Origin of the sequence: Bacillus sp. FJAT-27986 (assembly GCF_001685035.1) — a bacterium.
Taxonomy (GTDB): domain Bacteria; phylum Bacillota; class Bacilli; order Bacillales; family Pradoshiaceae; genus Pradoshia.
On record NZ_MAYV01000020.1, the window covers coordinates 25,694 to 48,397 of the forward strand.

22 protein-coding genes are annotated in these 22,704 nt (G+C 38.2%); 1 reads left to right on the plus strand and 21 read right to left on the minus strand.

The genetic code is table 11. From position 1 onward, the window contains the following. Window positions 1-17: 17 nt before the first annotated feature. From A8L44_RS18065 to A8L44_RS18130, 14 genes are all read right to left on the minus strand, one after another. Window positions 18-233 (minus strand): hypothetical protein, encoded by a 216-nt coding sequence (locus A8L44_RS18065; RefSeq protein ID WP_066109846.1) that lies wholly within the window; start codon window positions 231-233, stop codon window positions 18-20. A gap of 59 nt (window positions 234-292) precedes the next feature. Continuing rightward, the gene (locus A8L44_RS18070) at window positions 293-1,228 is read right to left on the minus strand and encodes a type II secretion system F family protein (RefSeq protein WP_066109849.1); all 936 of its coding nucleotides are present in this window, start codon (window positions 1,226-1,228) and stop codon (window positions 293-295) included. Between the two features lie 3 nt (window positions 1,229-1,231). After that, entirely contained in the window at window positions 1,232-2,167 is a 936-nt protein-coding gene (locus A8L44_RS18075; protein WP_077248199.1) for a type II secretion system F family protein, read from the minus strand. Then, window positions 2,160-3,512 (minus strand): CpaF family protein, encoded by a 1,353-nt coding sequence (locus tag A8L44_RS18080; protein ID WP_066109852.1) that lies wholly within the window; start codon window positions 3,510-3,512, stop codon window positions 2,160-2,162. Before A8L44_RS18080 ends, A8L44_RS18075 begins: the two co-directional genes overlap by 8 nt. Before the next feature lie 30 nt (window positions 3,513-3,542). Beyond that, window positions 3,543-4,700: an AAA family ATPase gene (locus tag A8L44_RS18085; RefSeq protein WP_066109856.1), complete on the minus strand. Its 1,158-nt coding sequence runs from the start codon at window positions 4,698-4,700 to the stop codon at window positions 3,543-3,545. Window positions 4,701-4,750: 50 nt separating this feature from the next. After that, entirely contained in the window at window positions 4,751-5,539 is a 789-nt protein-coding gene (cpaB, locus tag A8L44_RS18090; protein ID WP_066109859.1) for a Flp pilus assembly protein CpaB, read from the minus strand. Window positions 5,540-6,062: 523 nt separating this feature from the next. Continuing rightward, window positions 6,063-6,941, minus strand: a complete 879-nt coding sequence (locus A8L44_RS18095; protein WP_066109863.1) for an ROK family protein — start codon at window positions 6,939-6,941, stop codon at window positions 6,063-6,065. A 17-nt stretch (window positions 6,942-6,958) separates the two neighbouring features. Further along, window positions 6,959-7,669 carry a GntR family transcriptional regulator gene (locus A8L44_RS18100; protein ID WP_066109866.1) on the minus strand — a complete coding sequence of 237 codons (711 nt, stop codon included), beginning with the start codon at window positions 7,667-7,669 and terminating at the stop codon, window positions 6,959-6,961. 100 nt (window positions 7,670-7,769) lie between these two features. Next, window positions 7,770-9,155 (minus strand): glycoside hydrolase family 1 protein, encoded by a 1,386-nt coding sequence (locus A8L44_RS18105; protein WP_139063889.1) that lies wholly within the window; start codon window positions 9,153-9,155, stop codon window positions 7,770-7,772. A gap of 134 nt (window positions 9,156-9,289) precedes the next feature. Further along, on the minus strand, window positions 9,290-10,600 hold the full coding sequence (gene celB / locus A8L44_RS18110; RefSeq protein WP_066109871.1) for a PTS cellobiose transporter subunit IIC: 1,311 nt from the start codon (window positions 10,598-10,600) through the stop codon (window positions 9,290-9,292). A 47-nt stretch (window positions 10,601-10,647) separates the two neighbouring features. Further along, window positions 10,648-10,977 carry a PTS lactose/cellobiose transporter subunit IIA gene (locus A8L44_RS18115; RefSeq protein WP_066109874.1) on the minus strand — a complete coding sequence of 110 codons (330 nt, stop codon included), beginning with the start codon at window positions 10,975-10,977 and terminating at the stop codon, window positions 10,648-10,650. Then, complete coding sequence (locus A8L44_RS18120; RefSeq protein WP_066109877.1) at window positions 10,977-11,288, minus strand: PTS sugar transporter subunit IIB; 312 nt, start codon at window positions 11,286-11,288, stop codon at window positions 10,977-10,979. Before A8L44_RS18120 ends, A8L44_RS18115 begins: the two co-directional genes overlap by 1 nt. 333 nt (window positions 11,289-11,621) lie before the next feature. Continuing rightward, window positions 11,622-12,113 carry a pyridoxamine 5'-phosphate oxidase family protein gene (locus A8L44_RS18125; protein ID WP_066109880.1) on the minus strand — a complete coding sequence of 164 codons (492 nt, stop codon included), beginning with the start codon at window positions 12,111-12,113 and terminating at the stop codon, window positions 11,622-11,624. A 218-nt stretch (window positions 12,114-12,331) separates the two neighbouring features. After that, on the minus strand, window positions 12,332-13,165 hold the full coding sequence (locus A8L44_RS18130) for an MBL fold metallo-hydrolase (protein ID WP_066109883.1): 834 nt from the start codon (window positions 13,163-13,165) through the stop codon (window positions 12,332-12,334). 283 nt (window positions 13,166-13,448) lie between these two features. Between A8L44_RS18130 and A8L44_RS18135 the strand changes: the two genes are divergently transcribed. Continuing rightward, window positions 13,449-14,486, plus strand: a complete 1,038-nt coding sequence (locus A8L44_RS18135; RefSeq protein WP_066109886.1) for an NAD(P)/FAD-dependent oxidoreductase — start codon at window positions 13,449-13,451, stop codon at window positions 14,484-14,486. Window positions 14,487-15,001: 515 nt separating this feature from the next. On the opposite strand, the gene A8L44_RS18140 is transcribed toward A8L44_RS18135, so the two are convergent. From A8L44_RS18140 to kdpC, 7 genes are all read right to left on the minus strand, one after another. Next, window positions 15,002-16,009 (minus strand): FecCD family ABC transporter permease, encoded by a 1,008-nt coding sequence (locus A8L44_RS18140; protein WP_066109889.1) that lies wholly within the window; start codon window positions 16,007-16,009, stop codon window positions 15,002-15,004. Continuing rightward, window positions 16,006-17,016 (minus strand): FecCD family ABC transporter permease, encoded by a 1,011-nt coding sequence (locus A8L44_RS18145; protein ID WP_066109892.1) that lies wholly within the window; start codon window positions 17,014-17,016, stop codon window positions 16,006-16,008. Before A8L44_RS18145 ends, A8L44_RS18140 begins: the two co-directional genes overlap by 4 nt. Window positions 17,017-17,086: 70 nt before the next feature. Then, a complete protein-coding gene (locus A8L44_RS18150; protein WP_066109895.1) occupies window positions 17,087-18,010 on the minus strand; it encodes an iron-hydroxamate ABC transporter substrate-binding protein in 924 nt (307 codons plus the stop codon). After that, window positions 17,961-18,806, minus strand: a complete 846-nt coding sequence (locus A8L44_RS18155; RefSeq protein ID WP_066109900.1) for an ABC transporter ATP-binding protein — start codon at window positions 18,804-18,806, stop codon at window positions 17,961-17,963. The genes A8L44_RS18150 and A8L44_RS18155 overlap by 50 nt, the downstream gene beginning before the upstream one ends. A gap of 418 nt (window positions 18,807-19,224) precedes the next feature. After that, window positions 19,225-19,638, minus strand: coding sequence for a CBS domain-containing protein (locus tag A8L44_RS18160; RefSeq protein ID WP_066109903.1), 414 nt, complete (start codon window positions 19,636-19,638; stop codon window positions 19,225-19,227). 93 nt (window positions 19,639-19,731) lie between these two features. After that, window positions 19,732-22,062 (minus strand): universal stress protein, encoded by a 2,331-nt coding sequence (locus A8L44_RS18165; RefSeq protein WP_066109906.1) that lies wholly within the window; start codon window positions 22,060-22,062, stop codon window positions 19,732-19,734. A gap of 69 nt (window positions 22,063-22,131) precedes the next feature. After that, window positions 22,132-22,689: a potassium-transporting ATPase subunit KdpC gene (gene kdpC / locus A8L44_RS18170; RefSeq protein ID WP_066109907.1), complete on the minus strand. Its 558-nt coding sequence runs from the start codon at window positions 22,687-22,689 to the stop codon at window positions 22,132-22,134. Window positions 22,690-22,704 lie beyond the last annotated feature (15 nt).

Genomic DNA, 22,704 nt, shown 5'->3' on the forward strand with positions numbered 1-22,704 from the left:
TTTTTGTTGTATAATTATCAATCAGCAACCATTTTATCTAGAAGGCTAGTAAACTTAGTTTTAACAGTTTCACCAAGGTCTCCCCCAGCAAACGCTGTCGAAATAACCCCAACCAAAATAACAATAACCGCTGCAATCCCAATCCATTCCAAAGTCTGAGATCCTCTTTCGTTTTTCACCAATCCACCTAGCTTAGTTGTTGCCTTTACGTACATTCCTGTTAAATAATTCATTTCCATTCCTCCTATTATTCTTATAATTTTTATTATTTTAAACTCCCTTTGGGAGGGGGTTACTTAAATAAACTTCCAATGCTGTTTTCACCATAAATCATATTTAAGACCATTAATCCTGCAATGATCATAAGTGATACAGGTGCTACTACAAAGGTGGTTACCATTGTTACTTTTGGAGAAGCCTTGGCTGCGAGTTCTTTAATTTTCTCTTCGCGGAATTGCCTCATGTCCTCGGCTTGTACTTTAAATGTCGTTGCGATTGGCACTCCCAGCTTTAATCCTTGTATCAGAGATTTTATTAATCCCTGGAATTCCTTATTATCATTTCTCTCCAACAGACCTCTGTATGCCATCTCACGAGGAACACCTAAATCAATCTCATGGTTAAAACGGGAGAATTCCTCGTGTAGCGGTCCTTCAAAATAACGGATAACCTCACGTAAGGTTTGATCCAGACTGACACCAGCCTGCAAACTGGTACTCACTGTATCTAGGAAGTCAGGTAAATCATGTCTTAATGCTTCCTGACGTTTTCTAGCTGCCTGCTTCAACAGAATAATAGGAGCCATATACCCAATTAGCGGCATAAAGATCGGACCAAATTGAGCCAACGGAAATCCTAGAATTAAAAAGATCAAAGAACCAAAGAAAAGCGTAACAGCCAACCAAATTTTCAGACCCTGGAATCTGTCCAGTGTTAAATTATAGGGACGTCCTGATTTTCTGAGCAAGTCTTCAATATCTTTATTTTCACTAAAGAAGTTTATCCGTTTCCCTAGTTCAGCAAAATCATCCGAATAACTGAGAAGTTTATCAGTAAGTTTTGAGTTCTTTTTCTTCTTTTTAGGAACACCCAAATACCCTTCATGGACCGTTTCTGCAATATGGCCAATGAGTCCCCTTTTCTCATTTAAATAGCGGGAATAATGACGGATCGTTAATGTAAAAAACAACCAAAATAACAGCACACATAAAATAATTAGAGCATCCATAATTTACACCTTTATATTCGTGATTTTTCGAATCAAGAAAAACGAAAGTACAACACCCGCTGCAAACAAAACAAGTAATACAATTCCCGGTCCAGTCCATAGCGGATCTACAAAGCCATCCACTGAAGCGTTCATAATCAAGACGAGAAACACAGGCATTGCCGGAACAATAAATGAAATATATTTTTGCTCGGCTGTCATGGTTTTAATAGATTGATTAAGGATTTTGCGATCCTCAAGTGTGTTGGACATGGATTCTAGGATCGCTGCCAAGTTACCACCAGTTTTCTTCTGAATGAGCAACGTCGCTATAAACAGTTGGAAATCCCGTGATTTATTTTGTTTTTGAATAGAACGCAGGGCGTATTCCAATGGGACCCCCAATTTCAACTCCTGCGAAATTCTTTTAAATTCTTTTCCTGCCGGTGCGGGTGTTTCTTTCGCCACCAAATCGATTCCCTGAGTTAGTGTCATACCCGATCTGGCCGCATTTCCGAGCAAACGACAGATATCTGCCAGTTGGTCATTAAAGCGTTCTTCATATTTATTTTTCCGGACCATGAATAAACCGGAATGGGCACCTAGTAAAATCAATATAGGTATGATTACACTAAGAGGGAAGGGGATTTTAAACATATTTGTAAAGACCAAAACTAGTCCCAGGAATCCAAGCAGATGAAAGCCAAGATATTCAGATGGGGTTAATATAAGATTTGCATTATGTAATTTCTCTGCTAAAACTTTAGCCCGATCTGTTTTGTCGTATTTATCACCCAAACCGACAATAAAGCTTTTACGTTTTTCTTCTGGATACCAGGTTGCCAGCTTCTGTTTCCATTCACGTTTTTGGGCACGGTAGCCAAGATAAAAATAAATGCCAACTATAAAAGCCAACATAGCCACACCAGCAGTGAGAGGGATGTAAAGCATTTCATTCATACACCAATTCCTCCTCCTTTGGCCTAAAGATTACTTCATCCAAGTGAATACCGAATATACGAAGTCTCTCGAGTGCTTTAGGAACTAAGCCTGTTGCAGTATGGTATCCCAATACCTCTCCATTCGCTCCCATACCTGTACGTTTAAAATGAAAGATATCTCTGATTTGAACTTTATTTTGTTCATCAACGCTTACTTCAGATATATGGGTGATTTTCCTTTTCCCATCTGATAAACGCTCAGCTTGAATGATATAATCCAAAGCCCCTACAATATACTCCCTTACAATATGTGACGGTAAATCCATTCCCGCCATAATTACCATTCCTTCAACCCTGCTCAGTGCATCTGATGGGGAATTGGCATGCACAGTCGTCAACGATCCTTCATGACCGGTATTCATAGCCTGCAGCATATCAAATGCTTCCGATCCCCGTACCTCTCCGACAATAATCCTGTCAGGACGCATCCGTAGGGCATTTTTTACTAATTGTCGGATCGTAATTTCCCCACGTCCCTCAACATTTGCAGGTCTTGCCTCCAGTCCGACTACAGATCCCCGATTTAATCGTAGTTCAGCTGAATCTTCTATTGTAATAACTCGTTCATGAATCGGTATGGACTTTGCAACAGCATTCAGAAAAGTAGTTTTCCCACTTCCTGTTCCTCCAGAAATCAGCACATTCATTTTTGCTTCAACTATGGCCTGAAGGAAGGTCGCCATAGTTTCATCTAGAGAATCAAAATTCAATAAATCCTGCATCTCAAATGGTGTTTTACGAAATTTACGGATAGAAACCAATGTCCCGTTTAAACTGATTGGCGGGATAACAGCGTTTACACGGCTGCCATCCGGAAGACGAGCATCGACCATTGGAGAACTTTCATCTATCCTTCTCCCAAGAGGAGCAACCACTCGGTCAATAATATGTCTAACATGGGCTTCGTCTCTAAAATTGACATCTGATCGTTGCAATCTTCCCTGTTTTTCAATAAAAACTTCAGCGGGGCCATTAATGAGTATTTCTGTAATTGAATCATCATTGAGCAACGGCTCTAATGGACCAAAACCCACTGATTCGTCGATAAGCCTAGCTAACATCGTCTCTTTATCGTACCGCGGGATCACAACTTTTTCTTCAGACATAAATGCGCTGATTAAGCGTTCGATTGTGAGCCGCTTTTCGCCTTCAGATAATGCTGTTAGCGTATCTAAATTGGTTTCAGTTAGAAGTCTGGTTTTGTAATGTTCAACCAATTCATCGATATAGGGATTTGATTGCAAGGAATTATACGTAACCTCTTTTTCAATTGTTACGTCCCTTTTTTTATTAAAAAGTGCCATAATCTGCTCTCCTTCCAAATCGCCATTCGATTATTTCAATAAGCCGGCAACCCATTTTTGAACATCCTTCGCTACTGCAGGGAGCCGCTTTTCCTTAGCTTCTTTTCGAATAGGTTCACCTTTATTAATGGAATGAAGAACACCCTTTATATCCTTTTTAATTTCTGCGGCAATCGGATATTGAATGAATCTACTTAAATCTTTGCCATTTAATTCGCTATCTTTTCCTGTTTTATTGATAATGATTTCCATACGTTCATCTAAATGAATTCCCAGGCGTTTGAAGAGTTCCTCTACACTTTTAAACACACGTATGGAAGGAGTATCAGGTGTAATAACATAGAAGATTTTATCTGCTTCTTCAATTGCAGCAAATGAGGCAATATCAATGTAGCTAGGTATGTCAATAATGACAAAATCAAAACTTCTCTTGCAAGCTCTGATTAGACGTTGAACATAGTCTTCATCTATGGACTCTGCAACTTCTGTGTCTCTTGGACTCAATAAGACTTCAAGTCTCGAAAACTTCTCTTTCTCCGTCACGTTTCGAATATGGCTGTCATTAATCTCTTGTATGACAGGTTTCAAATCGGCAAGTGAACGGTTCGTTTCAATCCCAAGATAAGTTTCAATTCCTCCGTACTGCAAATTTAAATCCAGTAAGATTACTTCCGCAGTTGAATCGAGCTTCAAGGTTTGAGCAAAGGCGGAACTAATGAAGGTCGTACCGCTTCCCCCTTTTCCACTATAAAAAGCCAAAACTTCTCCTCGTCCCCTTGAAAAGATAGACGAATTTACAGCCCCGCTCGCTTTGTTAGTTTTGGTCATTTCTTTTAACGTTTGAAGCCTTTCTGATAATAAATTAATTTCATCGGGGATAACTAAATAATCCAATGCGCCCGCACGCAAAACTTCTCTCACTAATTGAAAATCCTGAATGGAATTCAAAAACATAACCAGCGTTTCAGGACTTGTCCTTTTAATCTTTTGTATGACCTCTATTACTGGCGCTTCCTGTCGATTGAGAACTAAAGCAATATCTATGTGCTCGCCATCTTCTAACTGCTGGATAACACGGCTGGTTGATACCAGTGTAAATTTGGGATACTCAGACAAAATATCCTTTATAGCTGTATAAATACTATTATCTTCATCTCCTATTACCAGCAATGATAATTCTTCATTCATAAAACCTTCCCCCGCCATCTCTAGAAAATAGGTACAAACTAATTTGTTTTTTATTCTTTCTCTTTATCCTTAGATGTATCTTTTCCAGGATCTGCTTCCTTATTTTTTTCATCTTCTTCAGTCTTTTTTACCTCTGGCTCCTTCTTTTCTACCGGTTTTTGCTCAACTACTGCCTCTTCTGTTACCACCGGTTCATTTTTCTTTGCGGCTTCAGGAGTCTCCGTAGCCTGACCTACATTTGATTTAATAATCCGGACACTGTCTGCGTAATTCTGCATATGTATTAATTCCGGAGCCTTGTCCAATGGAATCTCCAGTTGAACACCCTGAAACTTATTATCTTTTTTGGCTATACGGGCTACTTTTACGTCTTTCATAAATATTTTAGTTTGAGCCTTATTCCCTTCCAATTTATCTGAAACGATAATATCTACACGATCCAATGCTTCCAATGCCTCATCGAATAGGACTCTTTCATCCGACATCATCGAAATCAATCGATTATTTTCTTCTAATACTACAGAGGCTTGTTTAAGAATATTCTTAGAGATGACGTCCCCTTTACTTAGCGGAACGACTAATACCTTATTTTCTAAATCACTGACATTTGTAATATGGTATTCCTCCAAATACTTCTTTGGAATATCTTTTGTCGTAATCATAGTAGGCTTTAATTCCTGTCTTGAAGAAATATCTTCATTAGCTGCATAAACGGATACAACTGTCCCTAAATCATTGTTTAAAGCCTTTACCTTCTGCAATACAAAGAATCCGGCCAAAATAGCTAAAAATAAAGATAATAGCATGAATATAATAGCTTTCCTTTTTGACTCTAACATCGGTTCCCCTCAACCCCTCTTTCCTTTACATAAAATCACAAAATATTCACTTTAATAGAAATTATTATAACTTTTTACATAAATTGCAAATAATTTAATAGAATAAGATGTTAATTGGTAAAAAAGTAATATATGACCCCCTCTTTCATATTTTTAAACCTAAATTTGATAATTTTGTGACATTTTTCGTTAAGATATTTTTAAATACCCTTACATTAATTGGATAAACTAGTGCATTTTTACTATTTATTAAAAATAGCATTTGTTTTTTATAGTTATTAAAGTCTAAAAAATTAGGGATTGAATTGTAAATATATTGGGGATTTAATAGCAATCACTTGAAGAGGAGAGCAGAGATATAAAGGTCGTTTACTAATAAAAATAAACAATTTTACCCTTTAATTTTTATATTCGAAAAATAAAACTAGATATGTTGACTCAATAATTTTAACTCAAACTTATTTTCAGCCAGGACTATAGAAGAATCAAAAAAAAGACGTGTCCAACCTGGACACATCTTCCTTTATTTACCTTGAATAGCTTGATCAGCAAGAAGGAGTGAGCCAACTACGCCTGCATTGTCACCCAATCCGGGAGAAACGATATAAGAATCGATGGCTGTATCCAGTTCAGGTAATACAACATATTGATTAAGTAATTTTTTTAAATGGTTATAGATAATCGGGAATACATGCTTTTGCTTCATAACCCCGCCGCCTAAAATAATCTTCTTTGGAGATAGGATTAAAATATATTGCATAAGGGCTTGAGCGATATAAAACCCTTCCATCTCCCAAACTTCTTCCCGCCCTTCCAGGTTAACCGCTTTTTGGCCCCAGCGTGCTTTAATCGCGGGTCCCGCTGCTAATCCTTCAAGGCAGTCTTGATGGTATGGACATTTCCCTTCGTAGGTGTCCATTTCATGGCGTCGAACTAGGATATGCCCCATCTCCGGATGAGATAACCCCTGTAGTAACTTTCCGTGCACAACTGCTCCTGCACCAATTCCGGTACCCACCGTAATATACAAACAGCTGTCCAGTCCTTTGGCAGCACCTAAGGTGGCCTCCGCCAGTGCAGCAGCATTTACATCCGTATTAAAACCAATTGGAACAGATAACCGCTGCCTTAATTCCTTAACAATCGGATAATCTCTCCAGGCAAGTTTCGGTGTTGCGGTAATGGAGCCGTATGTAGGACTATCGATATTTACATCAATTGGACCAAAAGAACCTACACCAATTGCATTTAGCTCATACTTTTCAAAAAAAGCGAATACCCGAGGCATTGTTTCCTCAGGTGTAGTGGTAGGAATCGTTATACGTTCCAGAATAGTTCCTGCCGAGTCTCCTACAGCACAAACAAATTTTGTACCACCCGCTTCAATCCCACCTAATAACATGTGAGCACCTCCCATAATTATCTTACTGCTACTGATATGAATGTAAAACGGTCATAGCGATGCCTGGAAAACGAATACTCGAATGGAATACCAATATCTAGATGACCAATTTGTTCTACTTCTAGTATTGGATCATGTTCACCACAATGGAGATATTTTTGATCCAACTCATTAGATTTAGAGGCTCTTATCTTCCTGTGAGCTCCACCTATCTTTAAATTCAACTTATTTTCAATGTGATGATAAATAGAATCATGCAGTACTTCTTCATTGATATCAGGAATCAAGTTGGAGGGCATATACGTTTCTTCAAGCACATACGGCTCATCCTCCACTATTCGTAAACGGATAATATGATAAACAGGTGTATTCATGCTGACTGAAAGGTTTTTGGCGATTTCTTCAGAGGGGAACTGGATATTAAACTCAATTACTTTGCTGACTATTTTTCGATCCTTCATTAAATTGGATAACCCAACAGTCTCATCACTGAGGACATTTACATTGTGATTCTGCATAGAAGATTGGATGATAAATGTACCGTGGCCACGTTTCCGATAAATCATCCCTCCCTGTGCCAAGATATCTAATGCTCTTTTCATTGTCATTCTGCTGCAATTAAATTCGCGGCATAAACTATGCTCATCCGGCATCATTTTATCAACCGGATAATATCCACTTTTAATTCGCTCTCTAATTTCATCTGATATAGTAATATACTTGGACATGCTACACCCTTCTTTTTCTAAACTTGTCTTTTTATAACATTCTCTCTTTCATTATAAAAAGAAGAAGATAGCCAAACAAGACTATCTTCAACTATCTTACTTAAAAACCATTATTTTTAGCTACCTCTTTATACCAATATCCACTTTTCTTAATGGTTCTTTCACCATCTTTATCTAAGTTTACGGAAACAAAACCATAACGATTTTTATAGGCATTTGACCAGGACCAGTTATCCATGAACGTCCATAAATGATATCCTTTTACATTGGAGCCTTCCTGGATTGCAGCATGAACCCATTGAAGATGGCCCTTGATAAAATCAATTCGGTAATCATCCTCAATCATTCCGTCAGCATTACGGAATTTTTCTTCTCCCTCTACACCCATTCCATTTTCAGAAATGAAGCATTCGATATTACCGTAGTTATCTTTCAAATTAATTAGAATATCGTATATTCCTTTTTCATAGATTTCCCATCCACGATGAGGATTCATTTTACGTCCAGGCATAACATAATTATCAAAATAGTGATCCGGCATAAATGGACCATCAGGATTCGGCATATGTTCTTTTGCCTTCACACGGCGCGGCTGATAGTAATTGACTCCAAGCAAGGATACTGTATTATTCTTAATTAACTCCAAATCCCCTTCTTCAATGACTGGCATGAAATCTTTTTCCTTCAGAATTTCAACCAACTCTGCAGGGAATTCACCTTTAACTGTTGGATCAAGGAATGACCGGTTAAAGAATGCGTCACAAATAACAGAAGCTTTTACATCTGCTGGATGCTGACTTCTCGGATAGGATGGGGTCAAATTCAAAACGATCCCAACTTTTCCATCCAGACCAAGCTTCTTATAGGCTGCAATTGCTTTGGCATTTGAAAGAATGGTATGATATGCGACTTGTACAGCATTTCGAAAATTCACTTCATTAGGATAGTGGAAATCATACAGGTATCCGCCTTCTACAGGTACGATCGGCTCGTTATGCGTAAACCATTTCTTAACGCGATCACCAAATGTTTCGAAACAAGTAATTGCATATTGTTCATAAGCATCAACTACTTTCCGATTTGTCCATCCGCCAATCTCCTGCATAGCCATTGGCATATCAAAATGGAATAGCCCAACAAATGGCTCAATATCATTTGCAATCAGTTCATTAATAACATTGTTATAAAATTCTACTGCTTTTTCATTTACTTGGCCTGTCCCATTCGGAAACATTCGTGACCAGGAAATAGACATCCGGAAGGAGTTGTGCCCAATTTCTTTCATTAATGCGATATCTTCCTTATATTTATAATAAAATTGGGATGTCTTTTCAGGTCCAACTCCATTAAAGAAGCGATTTGGCTCAACTTCATACCAATGGTCCCAAATATTTTTACCTTTTCCATCTACATCAGCCGCACCTTCAGTTTGAGTAGCAGAAGCAGCTGACCCCCACCAGAATCCTTCAGGAAATTGATAGTCTATTTGATCGTTAGTAGTTTTCAAAAAAATCCATCCTCTCGTCTCAAAGTTGATTCGTCTGTGTAGCTTAATGAGTAAGGAGACTAGCAGTAAAAGATATCTCCCTTCACTACTAGTCTTCTATTCAATGATATTTTTTATTTTTGTGCAGATGCTGCCGCTTCCGCTTCTGCCTCTTGTTCTTTTTTCACGTTAACGCGGTCAATGACTTTCAGGAATGGAAGCCATATCGCAAATACAATAGCGAAGTTTACTAGCTGTAAAATAGAACCCGCAATCGAGTTAGTTGCTAAATATCCGCTGAATCCAATTGGTACAGTCCATGGAACCGTTACGCCTGTCGGCGGTGGTACAAGACCAGTACTCATGGCAAAATAGGTAACAGCTGTCACAATCATTGGTGCAAGAACCCAAGGGATTAAGATCAATGGATTCATAACAATTGGAAGACCGAAGATAATTGGTTCATTGACATTGAATACACCAGGCAAACCGCCTAATTTAGCTACCTGTTTCATTTGTTTGGATTTAACAAAGACGAGAATGGCCAATACTACTGCCAAGGTCATACCTGTTCCGCCCATCCCTACTGTAAACGTATCCATAAATGGCTTCGAAATAATATGTGGTAACTCTTTACCTGCATTAAATGCAGCTACATTCTCTAAAGCCAATGTATTCCAGATAGGATCCATGACGGAGTTCATGATAATTTGACCGTGGAGCCCAAAGAACCAAAGGATTTGAATAAAGAATACAACAACTAGGGTTGGAATAATGCCACTGCCTAAGCCAGTAAGTGGTTCTTGAATAATCTTATAAATAACATCATGAAGATTTGTATTAAATGCTAAAGTTACGATTCCTTGTATCGCTAGGAAGAAAGTTAATGTAATAAGTGCTGGAATCAATGCCGCAAAAGATTTGGCTACTGCCGGTGGTACACCTGCTGGCATTTTAATCGTAATATCTTTTTGAACAGCTTTTCGGTAAATTTCACCTGCTACAAAAGCAGAAATCATACCAAGGAACATTCCTTTTGCTCCAAGACGATCTAGTGAGAGAACGCCTGTAATTGTTTCTCCCCCTTGTGTTTCAACCACAAACGGAGTCAGGAATAAAAAGGATGCAAGAGCAACTACTCCTCCAAATACAGCCTCAACATCATAGCTTTTTGATAGATAATATCCGATACCGAATACAACAAACACAGACATAATATTCATGGTTGCACTGCTTGCCACACCAAAAGTATCGCGGAGTGTTGTAATCGTGCCGTCACTTAAAAATGAATCCAAGAATGGTAGGTTTAATAGAACGACTACGATGGAACCGAACACGGTCAGTGGAAACGCTAACATAAAAGCGTCACGTAGGACACCTAAGTACCGGTTGTTATTCAGTTTACCTGCGATTGGCATAAGAAATTGACTAATTTTTTCAAACACGGGTCTTCCCCCTCAATTTAGGAATAATAGTAATAACCTAAAACTTTTTAGCCTTTAGCCTTAAAAATTTCCAGTATTTCTTTTACTAACTCTTTCATCGTTAAAGTAGACATCAAATGATCTTCCGCATGCATTAACAGCATAGAGAATTTCGTTTTTTCTCCTGATGCTTCCTTTTGGACCATTTGGAAATGAATATCATGAGAGATACTAAGATCTGCCTCAGCCTGCTTTAATAAGTCATCCGCTTCTTCAACATTACCTTCCCGGTAAACCCTTAACGACTGAATAATCTTACTCCTTGCATTACCGCTGTGTAAGATAAGCTGAAAGCTAACCTGTTCTTCTGTTAGTTGTTCAATTTGCAATTTTTCCATTACTTATCACCTATAAGGGAAATCGCTTGTTCATATGCTTTTTTACCATCTGCCATTCCATACGCCATCATATCGATTACATCCACTCTAATGCCATGTTTGTCTGCTTCTTTTTGCAGGTCAGCTTTAAGGAAACTCATTTGAGGGCCAATTAATACGACGTCTGCATCTGCCATTTCAGCTTTTGCCTTATCCTGACCTACTGCCCAAATTTTTGCATCCTCACCAATTGATTTGGCATGCTGCTCCATTTTAGTAACCAGTAAACTAGTTGACATACCTGAACTGCAAGCTAATAAAATTTTTCTCATATTTAAAACTCCCTTTATAGTAATATGGTAAAACCGCTTACATTTACTATTATAGACAGTTAGATTTAAATGTCTAGTCATTTGATAAAAAATGAATAAATTTTATGAAATTTCTATACTACTAAATTCACAGAATGTTCACTCTGAATGATATAAGATGAGCTATTAATGAGTGAAAGTACCTGAATTAAAGTGCATATTGTTGAACAGCAATCTAATAAAATAACGAACATCGCCTTTAAGATTCCTTTACAATTATCCAAGAAAAAAGGTATAGAAAAAGGGCATACCTACTTTAGGCATGCCCTTTTTCTATGCAATATTTAGTATTTTCTATTTTAATTCAATTGTTTCATTTATATTCTCTATATCTGATTCATTCTTTGTTAGCTTCTTATATAAATTAACAATGTTTTTAGTGAGATTTCCGGTTTCCCAATATTCTGCTGCTTCTGCTTCTACCTTAATTAAAATGATATTTGGGTCATCCACACTTGTTTCCAGTAGCTTTTCATAGGCTGCATTCCAGAGTTCTTTTTTCTTGTTAATGTCATTTACAATTTCAGCTTTACCTCGAATAGAAACATAGGATCTACCGGCATACGCTACATTGACTTCCGGACGTTCCAGCACCTCTTTATATTTATCTGTTTCTTTCTTTGTAAAAAACCATAGATCCCCATCAAATTCGACTTCCTGAGTTTTCATTGGACGAGAAATCAATCCTTCACTAGTCTGTGTGGTGAGCATTGCAGTATCTACATCTTTAATTAACTCTCTTAATTTCTCCAACTCTTGTTTGTTCTCATTTTGAACATTTGACATGAAATCACCTCTTTGGATTTTATAGGTATTTTACCCTTCCACTAACCTTTTAATCGTGATATTGGTATTTAACCTGTAATTTACCACCTATTAATGACTCTGGGTTTCAAATAGTTGATGGCAGGGCTATACATCATATCCTATAGAGGACTTACATTAAAAAATCCGAATCTGTGGAACTATGCTCAAGACCCAAGATTTATCTATGTTAAATTACTTTATTTTAAAGCGATATTTTCTTCATCATACTTTAAAAGAACCGAATTTATAATATGAATGGAATCCCATTCTCCTTGTGAAAATTTCGTAATAGGATAGTTTCTTGGGAACAGGGATTCTTTGATTTGATATGGTGTTTTCCCCTCTTTATACTGTGTAATCACTTTTTCCTGAATCTCCAACAAATAATCCAGTTTTCTTTGTAATGCGATACGCCCTTTCTTTAAAAAGCCTGAGTGACAGCAATACACCTCTTCAAAATCATGGGTTAAGACATGCTTTAATGAATGAATGATAGCCGGTACACTTTCCTCCCGTAACACAACCTTTGTCCGAGGCTGACAATATAAATCCCCTGTAAACAACTGTCCGGTTTGCCGATTTAAAAAAGATAGGTGATCCTTTGAATGGCCTGGAGTCTCAATCACGTCCCATATAGCATGACGAGAGGCAAATGTTTTACCGATTTCCGTACCCTCAAATGGTTTTCGTCTACCCCAAAAAAGTTTGCGATACAATGGATAATCTGCTTTTTTGCGGCAATAATCAATCATCATCTTATTCATAAGAATGGGTACTTGATACTTCTGCTGTAAAAAAGCTGCACAACCTGTATGGTCTTCATGATAATGTGTTACAACAACCTGATCTATCTCCAAATCATTAAAAAATGGCCAAAATTCCTTTTCAATTGATTGAGCACCCGTATCAATTAAAACTCCATCCACACAAAAAACATACACATTCATATGTACATTAAGTAACGAAATGGTTCCATTCCCCGTCTGCACTCCATTTACCATCTCTGTTGTAAAGCTCTTTTTAGCTATCATCCCACTCCTCCTTACCGCGATTATTCGTTAAATATTATCACATAATGAATCATTATTCATTATGTGATTTACATGTGAGGAAAAATGTTTATTAATTTTAGGATTCTATCTTCTGGCATAGGTGTAGGACAGCCATTGAATAGCTGCTTTCCTACTCCTCTAACTTCCCTGTCGTACATCTATGGCTTGATCAAATTATAAATTCTCATTGATAATGAGAATTATTATCAATATAATGTACTTAACTACTAGTTCCATCTTTTGTAATAAAGGAGGGTTTTTAATGCCGGATATTTATGATGTAACGATTGTTGGCGGAGGACCAGCGGGTTTGTACAGTGCGTTTTACAGCGGTTTACGAACCATGAAAACAAAGATTATTGAATCTCAGACAATGCTGGGAGGAAAAGTTAATATCTATCCTGAAAAGATGATTTGGGATGTCGGGGGATTGCGTCCTATGCGTGGGGAGGAATTCGTTAAGGATTTGATATCACAAGGATTAACCTTTGAACCTACCGTATGTTTGAATACTAAAGTTGAATATATTACTAAAGAAAATGGATTATTTACTCTTATAACAGATAATGGCGAGAAGCATATATCAAAAACCGTTATTATGGCAAATGGCGGAGGAATTATCTCTCCACAAAAGCTGGATATAGAAGGTGCATCAAAGTACGAGCTTACTAATTTACACTACACCGTTCAGCGAATAGAGCGTTTTAAGGATAAGCATGTCTTAATTTCCGGTGGAGGAAATGCTGCTATTGATTGGGCTGCAGAATTACTGCATGTCGCAGAGAGTGTGACGGTTATTTACCGTAAAGATGAACTGACTGCACACGAGGCTCAAATCAAAAACTTGCAGGAGAACCATGTAGAAATCATCCTCAATGCTACCATTACTTCTTTAGTAGCAAATAAGGAAAACCATGCGATTGATCAAGTGATTTTAGAGATTAATGGTGATAATAGAGCGATTGCTGTTGATGAAGTTTTAATTAATCATGGCTATAATCGCGAAGCTTCTCTCAAATTTGAAGATGGCTTGCAGCCGGAGATGAAGGATGATTACTATTATATCGGTACACCCAAAGGCGTTCTTTCCACAGAAGGAATCTTTGCAGCCGGGGATATTATATCTTACGAAGGAAAAGTAAATTTATTGGTCGGTGCCTTCCAGGATGCTCTCAATGCTGTCAACAGTGCCAAAGTTTTTATTGAACCTTCAGCATACGATACTGCAATGGTCTCATCACATAATGAAGTATTCAAAGAACGGAACGAATTATTATTAAAAGAAGAGCTTGGAATTTAATACAGAATCTATTCTGGAATTTAACATTTAACCATACATAAAGCTGGTAAATACGTAATTTTATCGGCTTTATTTAGACTTTTATCAATATCCCCACCTAAAATGAGGATGACAATAGCCATCCCTTTTTTGAAACTAAATCATTGTATCAATTTTACATATATTCACTAAAGGCACAACAACACATCTATTTTTAGACATCATAATGATCGTTTCTGAATCAACTTCCGTAATTAAAACAGTAATGAGAGTAAATGTTCATTTGCTTTACATCCTACCAGTTCTTCTGACGAGTTAAACATCCAGTTAGTAGAGGAAAAGGGCATTTGGAATAACCAAATAAAAAGAAGCAAGAATGCCGTTAATTAGCATTCTTGATTCTTTTTGCTACAGGGAACAGTAGCTTTATTTTCTGAATTAATATTTACACACAGTTAATGAACGCTATCATTTCCATCCCGATAACAAAACAGTAGAAACCTTTGATAATAAGCAGATTCCCAAGGGATATTCGCTTATTTTTTCAATAATAAATACATAAAATAAGGGGCACCGATAAGGGCAACCATAATACCTGCCGGGAGTCCGTTAGGCTCAATTAGATTTCGGCCGATTGTATCAGCGAATAATAATAACCATCCCCCAATCAAAATGGCAAGTGGGATAAATAATTGGTTTCGTGGTCCTACTAGAGTTTTGGCTATATGCGGTGCCATTAAACCGATGAAGGAGATCCCCCCTGTAACCGAGACAGCGGAGGCAGCCAGGGCAACAGCTGTGATCAGTAAAATGATTCTTTCCTTCTCAATCGACACACCTACACTAATAGCTGCAGGTTCACTAATCCCGAGAAGGTTTAAACGATTGGCTTTGAATAAAGTAAACGGAATAAGGATGACTAACCAAGGGAGCAACGCCCAAATAAAAGGCCAATCTGTTCCCCATATATTCCCTGCTAACCATTGAGCAATAAAATCTACTTTTTCTCGTTCTGCCGATGAAATAAGGACAATCATGGCACCGGAGAGGGCCATCGAAAAACCTATGCCTACTAACACGAGCCTTACCGGCTCCAACCCTGAGTTTTTCGTATATGAAAATAAATAGATGAAACATACGGTGAGGATCGCACCGAAAAACGCGACAAGAGGCAGCATATAAACAAATGAACCTGGTTCAATCGGAAAAAATAGAAAGAAGATAGCTACAGCCACACCCGCTCCAGAATTAATCCCAATAATGCCAGGATCCGCTAAATCATTCCGTGTAATACCTTGTAAAATAGCACCCGATAATGCAAGCGCCATTCCAGCCAACACTGTAATCAGTATTCTTGGTAAACGAATCGAAAATAAAACAAACTCTTCTTTAAACGTGCCCTCTCCAAGTAGTGTTGGAATGAGCCGGTCATAAGATAAAGCAGCTGCTCCCATCCCCATGCTGACAACCGCTGTAGCAATAATGAGAGTCAATAAAACAACAAGAAATAGTCGTTGTTTTTTTAGTAAAGGAGGATGAATCATGAGAATGCTTTCCCTCCTTTACGAACAATTATCAAGAAAAATGGCAACCCTATTGTAGCTACAATAGCTGCTACCGGAGTTTCAAATGGTGCATTTATGGTCCGTCCAAGCGTATCCGCAAAAAGCATAAAAACAGCTCCTGCAATGGCAGACATTGGGATAATAAATCGGTAATCCGTTCCGACGATGGCCCGTACAATATGCGGGATTATTAAGCCAATAAAGGTCATATTCCCGACAAGGGCAACAGATGCACCCGCCAGAAGGATAATGACAACATAAAGGATGAATTTTACTTGTGCCGTGTTTTGCCCCAAGCCAACAGCAACTTCTTCATTTAAACTAAGAATCGTCAGCTGTCTTGCTAAAATGAGCGCCACTAGAATGCCAACTATAATAAAAGGAACAATGATCTGGAGCTGGTCCCAACTAGTTCCAACTAACCCTCCTGAAGTCCATGCTGAAACATTTTTAGATACCTTAAAGTAAATACTTACCCCATCCGCAACCGCATAAAGGAAAGCAGATACAGCAGCACCTGCTAATACGATTCGAAGCGGAGAAAACCCTCCTTTTTTCATAAACCCCATACTAAATACCATGATTGTACCAACAGCTGCTCCAATAAAACAGCCAATCATCAACCCAAAATAATTAATAGATGGGAAAACAACCAGCGTAATTGCCAGCGCCGCATTTGCGCCGGCAGTCAATCCTAGTAAACCTGGATCAGCAAGCGGATTTCTCGTCAACCCTTGCATAATAGCGCCGGCAACAGCTAAAGCTGCTCCTACAAAAATGGCTGCAACTTCTCTTGGAAAACGAATCTCTCGCAGAACAAGAGTTTCATCCGTTTTCACGTTAGAGGTAAGAGCGAGCCATACATCTTTGACAGTCGTATCTGCAGCACCAAAAACCATGGCCGCCACAAACATCCCAGCAAGAACAAGCAAACTGGCAATCATTTTATAGACAAAGGGGACAGAACGTTTCATTTCTTTTGTCATCAGTTACTCATCTTCTCTTTCGTCAGAATAGGGGAAAAGGGATTCCAATTAGAATCCCTCCACCCGAAAATTATTCACCAAGAAATGATTTCTTGAAAAAAGCTAAATGCTTCTCTAATGTAACTGGGTCACTAAAGGAAGCACCGTCTCCTTCCATTTCATATACATGTCCATTTTTAACGGCAGGTATATTTTTATAGGTTTCAGTTTCCTGGAATGATACATCAGCAGCTGCGTATTTACTTAAAATCACATAATCTCCTGCGTATTCAGAGAGTACTTCCGTAGAAAGAGTATAGTATCCATCCTTAGATGTCATCTCTTTTACTTTATCAGGCATTTTCAATTTCATAGCTTGGTAAAGGATTTCTGTTCCGCGTGCCCAATTATCACCGTATACATATAAATTTTTATCAAAAGCTTCTATTACAGATACTGTTGCATCCTCACCGATTTTGGCGCGAATCTCTTCTCCGGCTTCCGCAGCACGTGTTTGGAAGTCATCAACCCAGTCCTCTGCTTCTTTCTCTTTACCTAATAGTTTTCCAATTTCCACATGCTGAGCTAAGTAATCCAATTTGCCCCAAGTATAGGTTACAGTAGGAGCAATCTCCTTTAATTTATCAACGTTTTTAACAGTAGATAACGCAATAATGAGATCAGGATTCAATTCAATGATTTTTTCTAGATTATCCTCTGAAACTTCGGCAACATCCTTTAATTCCTTTTCAAAGGTAGGGTTTGTTTTAGACCAAACGTCAACACCAACTAAATTCACATCCAGTTCAATCACGTTCCCAGTGAATCCTGATAGCATGACAACACGCTGCGGATCTGTTGGTACTTCGACTGGCCCTGTTTCTGATTCATATGTAAATGTTTTTGGCGCTTCTTCTTTTTTTGTATCATTTTCCTTCTCTGTAGATGAACTATTGCTGCATGCACTAATAATTAACACTGAGAGCAGCATAAACGGGAATATCCATTTTTTCATGTTTGGGTTCTCCTTTTAATAAGTTATAAGTAAGGCACATTGGTTTATTTGTTCGTGGATCTCTCCCTATTTGGGCATCAATATGGAATACTTTTCTGAGTACAGCGGGAGTAATCACTTCCTCGCAGGACCCGGCTTTTACAACTCGGCCATCTTTTAAGGCAATCATATAATCAGCAAAACGTGCTGCCTGGTTTAAATCATGCAAGACCATCACAATGGTACGTGCTTGTTCTTGATTCAGTTTTTGTAAAAGCTCTAAGACCTCTAACTGATGAGCCATGTCTAAATAGGTGGTTGGCTCGTCGAGAAAGATGATTTCTGTCTCCTGGGCTAGTGCCATGGCAATCCAAACACGTTGGCGCTGACCGCCTGATAGGGCATCTACCGGACGAAACTTGTAATCTATCGTTCCAGTAACCTCAAGTGCCCAGTCAATTACCTCATAATCTTTTTTAGTTAAACGACCAAATCCCTTTTGATAAGGAAACCTTCCATAGGAAACTAGTTCACCTACTGTAAGTCCGCTTGCACTTTCTGGTGACTGAGGAAGGATGGCCATTTTTTGTGCAAGAATCTTTGTATTATTACTTAAGATACTTTTCCCATCCAAAACGACGTCGCCTGATTGATGAGATATAATGCGTGTAATGGCTTTCAATAAAGTTGATTTCCCACACCCATTAGAGCCAATGATTGTCGTTATTTTCCGGTCAGGTATTTCTACACTGAGATCCTTTACAATTAATTCTTCCCCGTACCCAATGTTCAAACGATCTGTATAGAGGCGATTCATAGTAAACCTCCTTAAAAGGATATATAGCCCAATTTAATTGATAATGATTATCAATACGTAGTTAAATATAATTTCTTTTCCTACTTTTGTCAATCTATTTTTTCAGAAATTACCGAATTATTATTTACCTCGAGAAACACCGACTACATCTTATTGATAAAAAAAGACTGCTCCCTTTTTTACAGGAAACAATCTTTTAAATTCACCTTTTTATGTATGTATGAACTTTTTATAGAATATAGGGCTGTTAAACCGTCAATTCTAAAAGATTACCTTATAATCAAGGCAGTCGTGTTAGAAAGCTTATGTGACTGCTGATTATACTGAACATTAACTTTTGACTCTCTTATTGTATGGTAATAAAATAATTCCTTGCGAAAGGTAATAAAAGTTAAACAGTACACTATTACTATTAATTTTATGCTTTTTTCTCGAAAATCCCCTTAGCACAGTATTCTATGATTTCTCTTCTTCTAATAATTCCAATAAAAATGCCCGCGTCATCAATAACAGGGACAAAATTCTGCTCCATTGCCCTTAAAAGAATACTTTCCATATCAGCATCAATATGAATCGGTTCATTATAACGCTTTGGTTTTATGTCTTTCAGTTTCGTTTTATGGGTGTTTTCGAATGATAAGTCAGGGGTGTTTTTCATTTTCCAGAGTAAGTCCCCCTCTGTTAAGGTGCCAACATATCTTCCATGGTTATCGATAATGGGAACTGCAGAGTATTTGTGAAACTCCATTTTTTCCAACGCTTGTCTCATCGTGGACTCATATTTAACGAAGGCTACTTCTCTTTTTGGGATTAGAAAAAAGGCTATATTCACCGCTTACCCCCTCATCAGTTATTCATACTTCCTGCTCTGCTTTAGAATGCCCGACCGATTAGTTTATATGCTTTTCTAAATTTGGCGGTTAACTTAGTCCATCTTTTTATCAGGTTTTTGATCTGCAATGATTAATACATCTAAATGACGGACTAAACGCAATAGCTTTTGGACAACCGAACCTCTTACGATCTCTTCCATTCTTGTCCGTGTCGATTGTCCTATAAACACTTGAGTTGCCTCTTTGTCATTTAATCGTTCTACCAATTCTTCAACAACTTTTCTTCGATGGGAAGTTTCGTATAGTTCAAAAAGCCCGCCCAGTCTTTCGGTTAAAAACTGCAAGTTCTTTATTTTGGATTGTTCTTCGTCTGTTAGAACAGAATGCTCCTTTACATAACCCACATACCAGTTAGCCTTCAACCGATAAGCAGTTCGAAAACCACGTCGAATTAAACGCTCACTGTTCCCGCGTAAATTTACACAAACAAAGATAACCTCTTGTTTTCGCCACGGTCCTCTTAAAGTACGGTTACGTTCCAATAATTCTAGTCTCTCATCAACATCATCAGCGACTTCACGAAGGGCGAGTTCTCTTAATGCGATTAAATTATACGTTTTAAAAAAATGATTCAGTGCCTGTTCTACTTTTTCCTTTGCGTATATATTCCCCTCCAGCATACGTTGCTGCAACTCCTTTGGAGAAATATCAATAAGCTCAATCTCATCTGCCATTCGGAGAACTTGATCGGGTACTGTTTCCCGTACCCGCACTCCTGTAATTTGTTCAATACTGTCATTTAAACTTTCTAAATGCTGAATGTTCATGGTTGAGATGACCGAAATCCCTGATTTTATAATCTCTTCAACATCTTCATAACGTTTTTTATGATTGCTGCCTGGTACGTTGGTATGAGCCAATTCATCAACTAGTACCACCTCGGGATTTCTCTTTATAATGGCATCTACATCCATTTCTTCAATCACAACATTTTTATAGTTAATTTTCATTCGTGGCATCATTTCCAAGCTTCCGACTTGATCAAGTGTTTCTTTCCTACCATGTGTTTCAAGCAAACCAATTACGACATCTATTCCGTTTTTCTTCAACTCGTTAGCCTCACGCAGCATCGTATACGTCTTCCCGACACCTGGAGCTGCCCCAATATAAACCTTTAATTGTCCACGCTTCATTTTTCCAATCCGCTCTTCCACTTCTCGATTTGATAAGCGACGGTATGGATTGGTTTTATTGTCGTCTCCCAATTTAGCAGGTATTACCCTTTTCCCGCTTTTATCTGTTCGGTCAGCTACAACCAAAATATCTATGTTTTGCGTACTTCGCAGAATTTTATTAATGACCGAGCCGTTTATGATTTCTTCCAGACGGCTTCTTTTAGAATGGCCTATTACAATTTTGGTAATTTTCTTGTCAGTTGCATAGGTGACGATTTCCTCGGCTGCATCCGTTCGAGCAATAGAAAATTCTTCAAACTCACCTCCAACTTTATGAACTAACTTTTTAATAGATCTTCTAAAGGTTTGCTCCTCCTTTGAAAGCTTTCTATCCTGTGAAAGGAAACATACGACTAATAGCTCACCACCCAAACGTTTGGCAACTTGTTGTCCTCTACGTACTAAAATTGAGCCATTCCAGTGATATTGAACGGTAACAAGAATTCTCTCCGATGCTCCGGATGGTCCTATCAATCCTTGCTGTTCTCGATATTCATCCAGTTCGTCATTTACTTCACCTGCTAAATGGCGTAAGGCAAGCTCGCGTAATACTGCCAAATTTGCTCGTTTAAATAATTTCTCTTTTAATACCCGGTCTATGTTGCCATCCTGTAAACGATTAAGAATTTGGTCAGGCGTTACATCCAAAAGCTTAACCTCATCTGCCATCGCAAGGGTGTCATCCGGTACACAATGATCCACCTGTACTTTAATGCCTAACAGTTTTTCAACAATCTCTCTAACTCCATTTAATTCGTAAATGTTCATCGTTGTAATTACACTAATATTGTGGTTCATTAGCTCTACTACATCTTCAAGTCTTGACTTATGCGGTGCATCTGAGCGGTTGCGATGTGACAAGATATCAACAAGAACAACTTCTGGATTTCTTTCTTTAATGGCTTCAATATCTAAATCCTGTTTTACTTTTCCGTTCTCCACCCATTCAATTGGTCGAATCGTCTCCAAATCCCCGATTTGTTCAATTGTACTAGGACGATTGGATGGACTGATTATTCCAATCACAACATCAATCGATCTCTTCTTCAATACATTCCCATCCAATAACATATGATAGGTCTTTCCCGATCCAGAAACCGCCCCGAGAATAATTTTTAACCTTCCTCGTTTCACCTCATAAATCGATTGTAAAAATTCTTCGGGAGTTTTTCTGCGAAATTCGACCATCCTTTCACTCCTCTCTTTCTACAGACAAGAAAAGAAGAGCTGGTATATACGATACTCTCCCTTTCTTCCTTATTCCAATCTATCAAGCTCCATATTTAGCTGTAATACATTTACCCGCGGTTCTCCTAATATCCCATATTGCCTTCCATCCGTATTTTTTATAATAAGGGACTCTAATTGCTCTTCATCTATGTCCCTGACATCAGCAATTCTCGGCACTTGAATCTTTGCTGCCATCGGTGAAATATGCGGATCCAAACCTGAACCTGAATTTGTTAAAAGATCTGCCGGAATATCTTCTTTTTGCACATCAGGGTTATTTTCTAAAAATGCCTTTATATCGTTTTTAGTCCGCTCAATCATATCCTCATTAGATGGTGCATAATTTCCTGATCCAGATCCAGAGGCATTATATTCAATAGAAGATACGCGACTCATGAAGTATTTCGAATCCTTAAAACTCTGCCCAATCAATTCAGAACCTACCACATCCCCATCTTTAGCTTCGATCACACTGCCATCGGCTTTAGCCGGGAAAATCAACTGTGATATCCCTGTCATCGCCAAAGGATACATGAACCCGCATATAAGAAGTAGTACCAGACTTACCCGCAAATTTTTCAACATGTATACGTCACCTTT

Excerpts from the sequence above, each read along its gene's own strand:
- A8L44_RS18065 (WP_066109846.1), bottom strand. The coding sequence starts at position 233 with ATGAATTATTTAACAGGAATGTACGTAAAGGCAACAACTAAGCTAGGT.
- A8L44_RS18070 (WP_066109849.1), bottom strand. The coding sequence starts at position 1,228 with ATGGATGCTCTAATTATTTTATGTGTGCTGTTATTTTGGTTGTTTTTT.
- A8L44_RS18075 (WP_077248199.1), bottom strand. The coding sequence starts at position 2,167 with ATGAATGAAATGCTTTACATCCCTCTCACTGCTGGTGTGGCTATGTTG.
- A8L44_RS18080 (WP_066109852.1), bottom strand. The coding sequence starts at position 3,512 with ATGGCACTTTTTAATAAAAAAAGGGACGTAACAATTGAAAAAGAGGTT.
- A8L44_RS18085 (WP_066109856.1), bottom strand. The coding sequence starts at position 4,700 with ATGAATGAAGAATTATCATTGCTGGTAATAGGAGATGAAGATAATAGT.
- cpaB (WP_066109859.1), bottom strand. The coding sequence starts at position 5,539 with ATGTTAGAGTCAAAAAGGAAAGCTATTATATTCATGCTATTATCTTTA.
- A8L44_RS18095 (WP_066109863.1), bottom strand. The coding sequence starts at position 6,941 with ATGTTATTAGGTGGGATTGAAGCGGGTGGTACAAAATTTGTTTGTGCT.
- A8L44_RS18100 (WP_066109866.1), bottom strand. The coding sequence starts at position 7,669 with ATGTCCAAGTATATTACTATATCAGATGAAATTAGAGAGCGAATTAAA.
- A8L44_RS18115 (WP_066109874.1), bottom strand. The coding sequence starts at position 10,977 with ATGGAAAAATTGCAAATTGAACAACTAACAGAAGAACAGGTTAGCTTT.
- A8L44_RS18120 (WP_066109877.1), bottom strand. The coding sequence starts at position 11,288 with ATGAGAAAAATTTTATTAGCTTGCAGTTCAGGTATGTCAACTAGTTTA.
- A8L44_RS18125 (WP_066109880.1), bottom strand. The coding sequence starts at position 12,113 with ATGTCAAATGTTCAAAATGAGAACAAACAAGAGTTGGAGAAATTAAGA.
- A8L44_RS18130 (WP_066109883.1), bottom strand. The coding sequence starts at position 13,165 with ATGATAGCTAAAAAGAGCTTTACAACAGAGATGGTAAATGGAGTGCAG.
- A8L44_RS18135 (WP_066109886.1), top strand. The coding sequence starts at position 13,449 with ATGCCGGATATTTATGATGTAACGATTGTTGGCGGAGGACCAGCGGGT.
- A8L44_RS18140 (WP_066109889.1), bottom strand. The coding sequence starts at position 16,009 with ATGATTCATCCTCCTTTACTAAAAAAACAACGACTATTTCTTGTTGTT.
- A8L44_RS18145 (WP_066109892.1), bottom strand. The coding sequence starts at position 17,016 with ATGACAAAAGAAATGAAACGTTCTGTCCCCTTTGTCTATAAAATGATT.
- A8L44_RS18150 (WP_066109895.1), bottom strand. The coding sequence starts at position 18,010 with ATGAAAAAATGGATATTCCCGTTTATGCTGCTCTCAGTGTTAATTATT.
- A8L44_RS18155 (WP_066109900.1), bottom strand. The coding sequence starts at position 18,806 with ATGAATCGCCTCTATACAGATCGTTTGAACATTGGGTACGGGGAAGAA.
- A8L44_RS18165 (WP_066109906.1), bottom strand. The coding sequence starts at position 22,062 with ATGGTCGAATTTCGCAGAAAAACTCCCGAAGAATTTTTACAATCGATT.
- kdpC (WP_066109907.1), bottom strand. The coding sequence starts at position 22,689 with ATGTTGAAAAATTTGCGGGTAAGTCTGGTACTACTTCTTATATGCGGG.